Annotated in this window: 5 protein-coding genes; 3 read left to right on the top strand and 2 right to left on the bottom strand. The window is 74.6% G+C overall.

Annotated features, from left to right (window positions below):
- Window positions 1–228: 228 nt before the first annotated feature.
- A complete protein-coding gene (locus LCE31_RS34915) occupies window positions 229–1,137 on the top strand; it encodes an endo alpha-1,4 polygalactosaminidase (protein WP_263632658.1) in 909 nt (302 codons plus the stop codon).
- Between the two features lie 132 nt (window positions 1,138–1,269).
- Here the strand turns inward: LCE31_RS34915 and LCE31_RS34910 are convergent, their stop codons facing one another.
- Both LCE31_RS34910 and LCE31_RS34905 read right to left on the bottom strand, forming a co-directional pair.
- A complete protein-coding gene (locus LCE31_RS34910) occupies window positions 1,270–2,934 on the bottom strand; it encodes an SDR family oxidoreductase (protein WP_225021725.1) in 1,665 nt (554 codons plus the stop codon).
- A gap of 214 nt (window positions 2,935–3,148) precedes the next feature.
- Window positions 3,149–4,123 carry a ketopantoate reductase family protein gene (locus tag LCE31_RS34905; protein ID WP_225021724.1) on the bottom strand — a complete coding sequence of 325 codons (975 nt, stop codon included), beginning with the start codon at window positions 4,121–4,123 and terminating at the stop codon, window positions 3,149–3,151.
- A gap of 244 nt (window positions 4,124–4,367) precedes the next feature.
- Between LCE31_RS34905 and LCE31_RS34900 the strand changes: the two genes are divergently transcribed.
- Window positions 4,368–5,126, top strand: coding sequence for a maltokinase N-terminal cap-like domain-containing protein (locus LCE31_RS34900; protein WP_225021721.1), 759 nt, complete (start codon window positions 4,368–4,370; stop codon window positions 5,124–5,126).
- Between the two features lie 158 nt (window positions 5,127–5,284).
- Window positions 5,285–6,073 carry an SAM-dependent methyltransferase gene (locus LCE31_RS34895; RefSeq protein ID WP_225021719.1) on the top strand — a complete coding sequence of 263 codons (789 nt, stop codon included), beginning with the start codon at window positions 5,285–5,287 and terminating at the stop codon, window positions 6,071–6,073.
- The last annotated feature ends 212 nt before the right edge of the window (window positions 6,074–6,285 follow it).

Raw genomic sequence — 6,285 nt, 5'->3', positions numbered from 1 at the left:
AGGGGGAAACGAAGGGAAGAGGCTGGATCTTCTGTGACGCGGTGTGCTCGCGTCAGCACCCAGCGACTCTAACGTCCCGCCCGGGCGCGCCGCCATGGGATCGACCCGTCCTGCGGAAAGTGTGGCACTTGGGACACTCCACCCCCGGAATACTGTCTTCCGCGGGGGCCGGAGGCCGACAGCGCGAACGGGCGGTCCGCGTTCGTCCCGGTCCGGGAAACTGGTGTGATGCACCTTCCGGTCCGACGCGGTCTCTCCCCGCGCCCGCCCCGCCGCCGCACGCCCCGTGCGGTCGCGCGCGGGATCTCCGTGCCCGTCTCCGTAGCCCTGCTCCTCGCCGCTCTCGTGGGCTGCTCGTCGGGCGGGGCCGGCACGGGCGGGCGGGGCGCCGCCTCGCCCTCCGCCGTCCGGCTCCCGGCCGCGGGGGCGGCGTTCGACTACCAGCTGGGCGGGGCCTACCGGCCGCCCGCCGGGGTACGGGTCGTCTCGCGTGACCGGTCGGCGCGGCCCGCCGCGGGGCTCTACTCGATCTGTTACGTGAACGCCTTCCAGGCCCAGCCCGGCGGCGAGACCGCCGACTGGTGGCGGACGCACCACCCCGACCTACTGCTGCGCGAGGGCCACGAACCGCACGGCGCGCTCGTCGTGGACGAGGACTGGGACGAGCCGCTGCTCGACATCTCGACCCCGGCCAGGCGCGCCGCGCTGCTCGGTGTCGTCGGCGGGTGGGTCGACGGCTGCGCACGCGCCGGGTTCGACGCCGTGGAGCCCGACAACCTCGACTCGTACCAGCGCTCCCGGGGGCTGCTGAGCCGTGCCGACGCCGCCGCGTTCGCCGCGCTGCTGGCCACCCGCGCGCACCGGGACGGTCTGGCCGTGGCGCAGAAGAACACCGGCGAACTGCTGGACCGGCGCCGTGACATCGGCTTCGACTTCGCCGTCGTGGAGGAGTGCGCGCGCTACGGCGAGTGCGGCGGCTTCGCGTCCGCGTACCACGACCGGATCTTCGACATCGAGTACGACGCCAAGAGCTTCGGCGCCGGCTGCGCGCGCTGGGGCCGCACCCTGTCGCTGACCCTGCGGGACCGGGACGTCGTGCCGGCCGGCGAGTCCGGGTACCGCGACCGCCGCTGCTGAGCCCGACCGCGCGCCGCGGGCTCGCAGGCTCGCACGCGCTCAGCCACCCAGGCACTCAGCCGCCCAGGCACTCAGGCACTCAGGCACTCAGGCACTCAGGCCGGTCTCCCCGGCCCGCGGGCTCGTACGCGCTCAGGCCGGGGGGACGCCAGGTCCCGGCCGGGTGCCGAGGCCGGCCCGGCGCGAGGTGGCCCGCGCGGAGGCGGGTGCGGTGGGCGACGTGCCCTCGTGGTCCAGGGCGCGGGCCGCGGCCGCGATGTTGCGGACCATGCCGCCGAAGACCAGCGCGTGGAACGGGTAGACGCTCCACCAGTACGCCTGCCCCAGGGCGCCGCGCGGGTGGAACAGCGCGCGCTGGCGGTAGACCGTACGGCCGGCGTCGTCCTGCTCGGTGCGCATCTCCAGCCAGGCGAGCCCCGGCATCCGCATCTCGGCGCGCAGCCGCAGCAGGCTGCCCCGCTCGATCTCCTCGACCCGCCAGAAGTCCAGCGAGTCGCCGACGCGCAGGTGCTCGTCGTCCCTGCGCCCGCGCCTGAGGCCGACCCCGCCCGCGAAGCGGTCGAGCAGGCCCCGTACGGCCCAGGCCGCCGACATCGAGTACCAGCCGTGGGCCCCGCCGATGCCCTCCACGACCCGCCACAGCGACGCGCGTGTGGCGTCCACCGGGGCCTCCCGCTCGTCCGTGTACAGGCTGCCGCCCGCCCAGTCCGGGTCGGTCGGCAGCGGATCGCTCGGCGCCCCCGGCACCGAGGCGGAGGACCAGCGGGTGGCCACCTTCGCCTCCCGCACCCGCCGCAGCGCCAGCTCGATCGCGCGGTCCAGGCCGTACGGGTGGCCCGGCGGGTCCGGAACGTACCGCGCGATGTCGTGGTCCGCGCACACCACCTCGTGCCGCAGCGACTCCGTCAGCGGCTTCGCGATCCCGGACGGCACCGGCGTGACCAGGCCGATCCAGTGGCTGGAGAGGCTGGGCGTCAGCACGGGCACGGTGACCACGAGCCGCCTCGGCAGGCGCGCCACCCGCGCGTAGCGCCGCATCATGTCGCGGTACGTGACGATGTCGGGTCCCCCGACGTCGAACGGCCTGCTCACGTCGGCGGGCAGGTCCGCCGCGCCGACGAGGTAGCGCAGCACGTCCCGTACGGCGATGGGCTGGATGCGCGTCCTGATCCAGCTGGGTGTGACCATCACCGGCAGCCGCTCGGTCAGATAGCGCAGCATCTCGAACGAGGCCGAGCCGGAGCCGATGATCACGGCGGCCCGCAGCACGGCCGTCGGCACCCCGGAGCCGAGCAGGATGTGGCCGACCTCGGCGCGCGAGCGCAGGTGCGGCGAGAGTTCACGCTCCGGCACCCCCGCGGGGGTGAGTCCGCCCAGGTAGACCAGGCGGCGCACACGGGCCGCGTGCGCCCGGCGCCCGAAGGCGCGGGCCGCGCGCCGGTCCGTCTCCTCGAAGTCGCGCTTGCCCTGCCCGAGGGCGTGCACCAGGTAGTACGCGATGCCCACGCCGTCCATCGCGGCGCCGACGCTGTCCTCGTCGGACACGTCGCCCTTGACGACCTCGACGTCACCGGACCACGGGTAGTCGCGCAGCTTCTCCGGTGTACGGGCGAGGCACCGCACCCGGTACCCGGCCGCCAGCAGTTCGGGGACGAGCCTGCCGCCGATGTAGCCGGTCGCGCCGGTCACCAGGCAGAGCGCGCCCCGCCCGGCCGCGCGGGCGCCGCTCTCCCCGCCCGTACCGGCCGCCGCGTCTCCACCGTTCCCGGCGTCCCTGCCCTCGCTGTCGCCAGCCATCCGCGCCTCCGCTCCTTCGCCGGTCCGGCCGCTCGCGCGTGCCGCGTCGTCCCGTGAGCGCACGCGGGCGTACGTGTACCCGGTCGGCGCCCACGTCCCACCATCCCCCGCACGGGCCGCCGCCGCGCGCCGAGACGCGAAAACCCCAGGTCCGTGGGCCACGCAGACCACGCTCGCCTCTCCGCGAAAGGCCCCGCCCGTGCGAAGAACCCGCCTACGCCAGGGACGCCTGGTAGACGCCCAGGTGCGTGTACGCGACCGACAGCAGCGGTGTCGCGACGCCCAGGGCCGCGCCCCGCTCGACCATGTCCCCCACGATCTGGTCGGCCTCCACCCGGTTGCCCGCGCGCAGGTCGCGGTACATGGACGACGTCGTCGGCGCGCCGTGCTCCGTCATCGCGCCGTACACCTCCGCCTTGCGGGCGTCGGTCAGCGGGCTGCCCGAGGCCTCCGCCACCGCGAGGCACTCGTCCACCACGCCCCGCGCGAACTCCTCGCCTCGCGGCGCCGCCACCACCTCGCCGATCGCGCCGCGCATCAGGCAGGTGATCGCGCCGAGGCTCGCCAGCGTGACCCACTTGACCCACATCGCGGCCACCGGGTCCGCCAGCAGCCGTACCGAGAAACCGGCGTCGCGCAGCGCGGCCTCCACCGCGTGAATGCGCTCGGAGCCCGGCTCTTGGCGGTCGCCGAACAGCAGCTGCTGCATGTCCTTGAGCTGGTGGATCGACCCGTCGGGCGCCAGCGTGGTCGCCACGTAGCACGCCCCGCCGAGCACCGCGGCGGCGCCGAACCGCTGGTCCAGCACATCCATGTGCCGCATGCCGTTGAGCATCGGCAGGATCATCGTGTCCCGGCCGACCGCGGGCGCCATGTCCTCGATCGCACCGTCCAGGCCGTACGCCTTGACGCCGAGCAGCACGAGATCGTAGGCGCCGCCCCGGTCCGCGCCCTTCGCGTCCTCCGGCCCTTCCGCCCGCGGCCCGTCCGCCCGCAGCTCGTCCGCGGTCACGAGCCGGGGCCGCCCCACCCGGACATCTCCGCGCGGACTGCGGACGACCAGACCGCCCTCCCGCAGCGCGGCGGCCCGGCCCGGGCGCACGAGGAACGTCACATCGCGTCCCGCGGCGGCCAGTTGAGCCCCGAAATAGCCACCGGTCGCACCGGCCCCGACCACGAGTATCCGCATCGCGTCCCTTTCGCGGCCACGCTGCGCGCGGCCTCTCTCGTCGTGCGTCCATCATGCGAGGCGCCCGTGCCGCCCCACCGCCCGGCCCGTCGATCCGGCCCCCTTCCCGACCGAGACCCCGCTTCCTGACGGAGACCCTGGTTCCCGACCGAGACCCCGCTTCCTACCGAGACCCTGGTTCCTGACGGAGACCCTGGCAGGATGGCCGCCGAGCCGGACAGCCCCCGAGAAAGGCGCTCTTGAGATGGCCGTGATCCACCGCACGACGCTGGTGCCCACGAAACTCGAACTGCTCGCCGGCTGGCTGCCGGGGCGCCCCTGGTTCCTCGGCGGCGCGGGCGGCCCCGAGCTCGACCGGGCCGGCGGCTACCGCCTCGACGACCCCGAGGGCGAGGTCGGCATCGAGTTCATGGTCGTCACCGACGTCTCCGGGCCGCTGCCCGTGGCCTACCAGGTGCCGTTCACCTACCGCGCCACGCCGCTCGAAGGGGGCGAGCACGCCCTCGTCGGCACCATGGAGCACGGCGTACTCGGCACCCGCTGGGTGTACGACGGGGCCCATGACCCCGTCCTCCTCGGGCAGTTGTACGCGCTGCTCCGCGGCACGGCCGAGGCGCAGGCCCAGCGGGAGAGCGACACTCCCGACCCGACCGTCGTGGCGGACCGGGCCGACGGCGCCGTGCCGGCCGCCGCCGCGCTCGGCCGGGCGCCGCTGACCGCCGTGGACGGGCCGCTCGGCGCCGAGGTGCGCGTACCGGCGGAAGACGGGACAGCGGCGACTCTCCGCGTCCACCGCGTCCTCAGGCCCCACCCGGCCGGAACGGAGCCGGCCGGAACGGACCTGCCCCCCGCGGACACGGAGAGCCACGACGCTCCCGGCACCGGGACACGCACCAGCACAGGCACCAGCACAGGCACCGTCCTGGCACAGGTCACCGCCGGCTGGAGCCTGCCCGACGGGACCGCGGTGCGCGGCGCCTTCGCCACCCTCCTGCGCCCCTGACCACGGCGAGGCGCGACCGGCAAGGAGCAGGGGACAGCGGGCAGGGCCCGGATCTTCCGGCCCTGCTCCCCCTACCTGCGGTACGTACGGCACTCTTGGGTTGACCGAGTCGCTCACGTCACTCGCGTCCCACGGCCCCTCGCACAACGGAGTCCTCCATGACCCACGGCACGCCCAAGCCCCGGATCGACACCAGCAAGCCGCACCCGGCGCGGGTCTACGACTGGCTGCTGGGCGGCAAGGACAACTACCTCGTCGACCAGGCCGTCGGCGACAAGCTGCCCGAGGACTCCAAGGCCGCCGCCCGGCAGAACCGCGCGTTCATGCAGCGCGCCGTCGCCTGGGCGGCGCACGAGGGCTTCGACCAGTACCTCGACATCGGTACGGGAATCCCCACCCAGCCGAACCTGCACCAGATCGTGCAGCGCGTGAACCCGAGGGCCCGCATCGTCTACACGGACTTCGACCCGATCGTGCTCCGGCACGCGGAGGCGCTGCTCATCTCGACGCCCGAGGGCACGACCGACTACATCCAGGCCGATGTCCGCGACCCTGCCACGATCGTGGAGCACGCCAGGACGATCCTGGACTTCGACCGGCCGATCGTGCTGTCGCTCATCGCGCTGATGCACTTCATCCAGGACGCCGAGGACCCGTACGCGATCGTCCGCACGCTGGTGGACGCGCTGCCTTCGGGGAGCCTGCTGATCTTCTCCCACGGCACGACCGACTTCCACCCGGCCGAGCTGGTCGACACCGTGAAGGACGCGTACAAGAAGGGGACCATCCCGCTGCGCTTTCGCACGCGCGAGGAGACGGAGCGGTTCTTCGCGGGGCTCGACCTGGTCGAGCCCGGCCTCGTCACCGCGCCCGAGTGGTACAAGGACGAGCCCCGCCCCGAGGAGGAGCGCAGCGGCATCTACGCGGCGGTCGCCCGCATCCCGTAACCGTCGCATCCCGTAACCGCCGGCTCCCATCGCGCGAGGCACGACAGCGAGGCCCCGCCCCCCCCCCCCGGCGGGGGGGGGCGGGGCGCGCCCCCCCCCCGCGCGCGCCGGGGGACCGCCCCGACCCCCGTGCACAGCGCGGCCGAACTCGTCCAGCTCGTCTGCTCGGAGCCGCCCGCGTTCGCCGAGGAGTGCGGCCCGCTGCGGCCGGT

The organism is Streptomyces sp. 8L, from assembly GCF_020176795.1.
Taxonomy (GTDB): Bacteria; Actinomycetota; Actinomycetes; order Streptomycetales; family Streptomycetaceae; genus Streptomyces.
The sequence above is the reverse complement of the archived record's forward strand: the minus strand, read 5'-3'. Positions and strand labels throughout refer to the sequence as shown.

Coding starts and splice junctions, on each gene's coding strand:
- LCE31_RS34915 (WP_263632658.1), top strand. CDS start 229: ATGCACCTTCCGGTCCGACGCGGTCTCTCCCCGCGCCCGCCCCGCCGC.
- LCE31_RS34910 (WP_225021725.1), bottom strand. CDS start 2,934: ATGGCTGGCGACAGCGAGGGCAGGGACGCCGGGAACGGTGGAGACGCG.
- LCE31_RS34905 (WP_225021724.1), bottom strand. CDS start 4,123: ATGCGGATACTCGTGGTCGGGGCCGGTGCGACCGGTGGCTATTTCGGG.
- LCE31_RS34900 (WP_225021721.1), top strand. CDS start 4,368: ATGGCCGTGATCCACCGCACGACGCTGGTGCCCACGAAACTCGAACTG.
- LCE31_RS34895 (WP_225021719.1), top strand. CDS start 5,285: ATGACCCACGGCACGCCCAAGCCCCGGATCGACACCAGCAAGCCGCAC.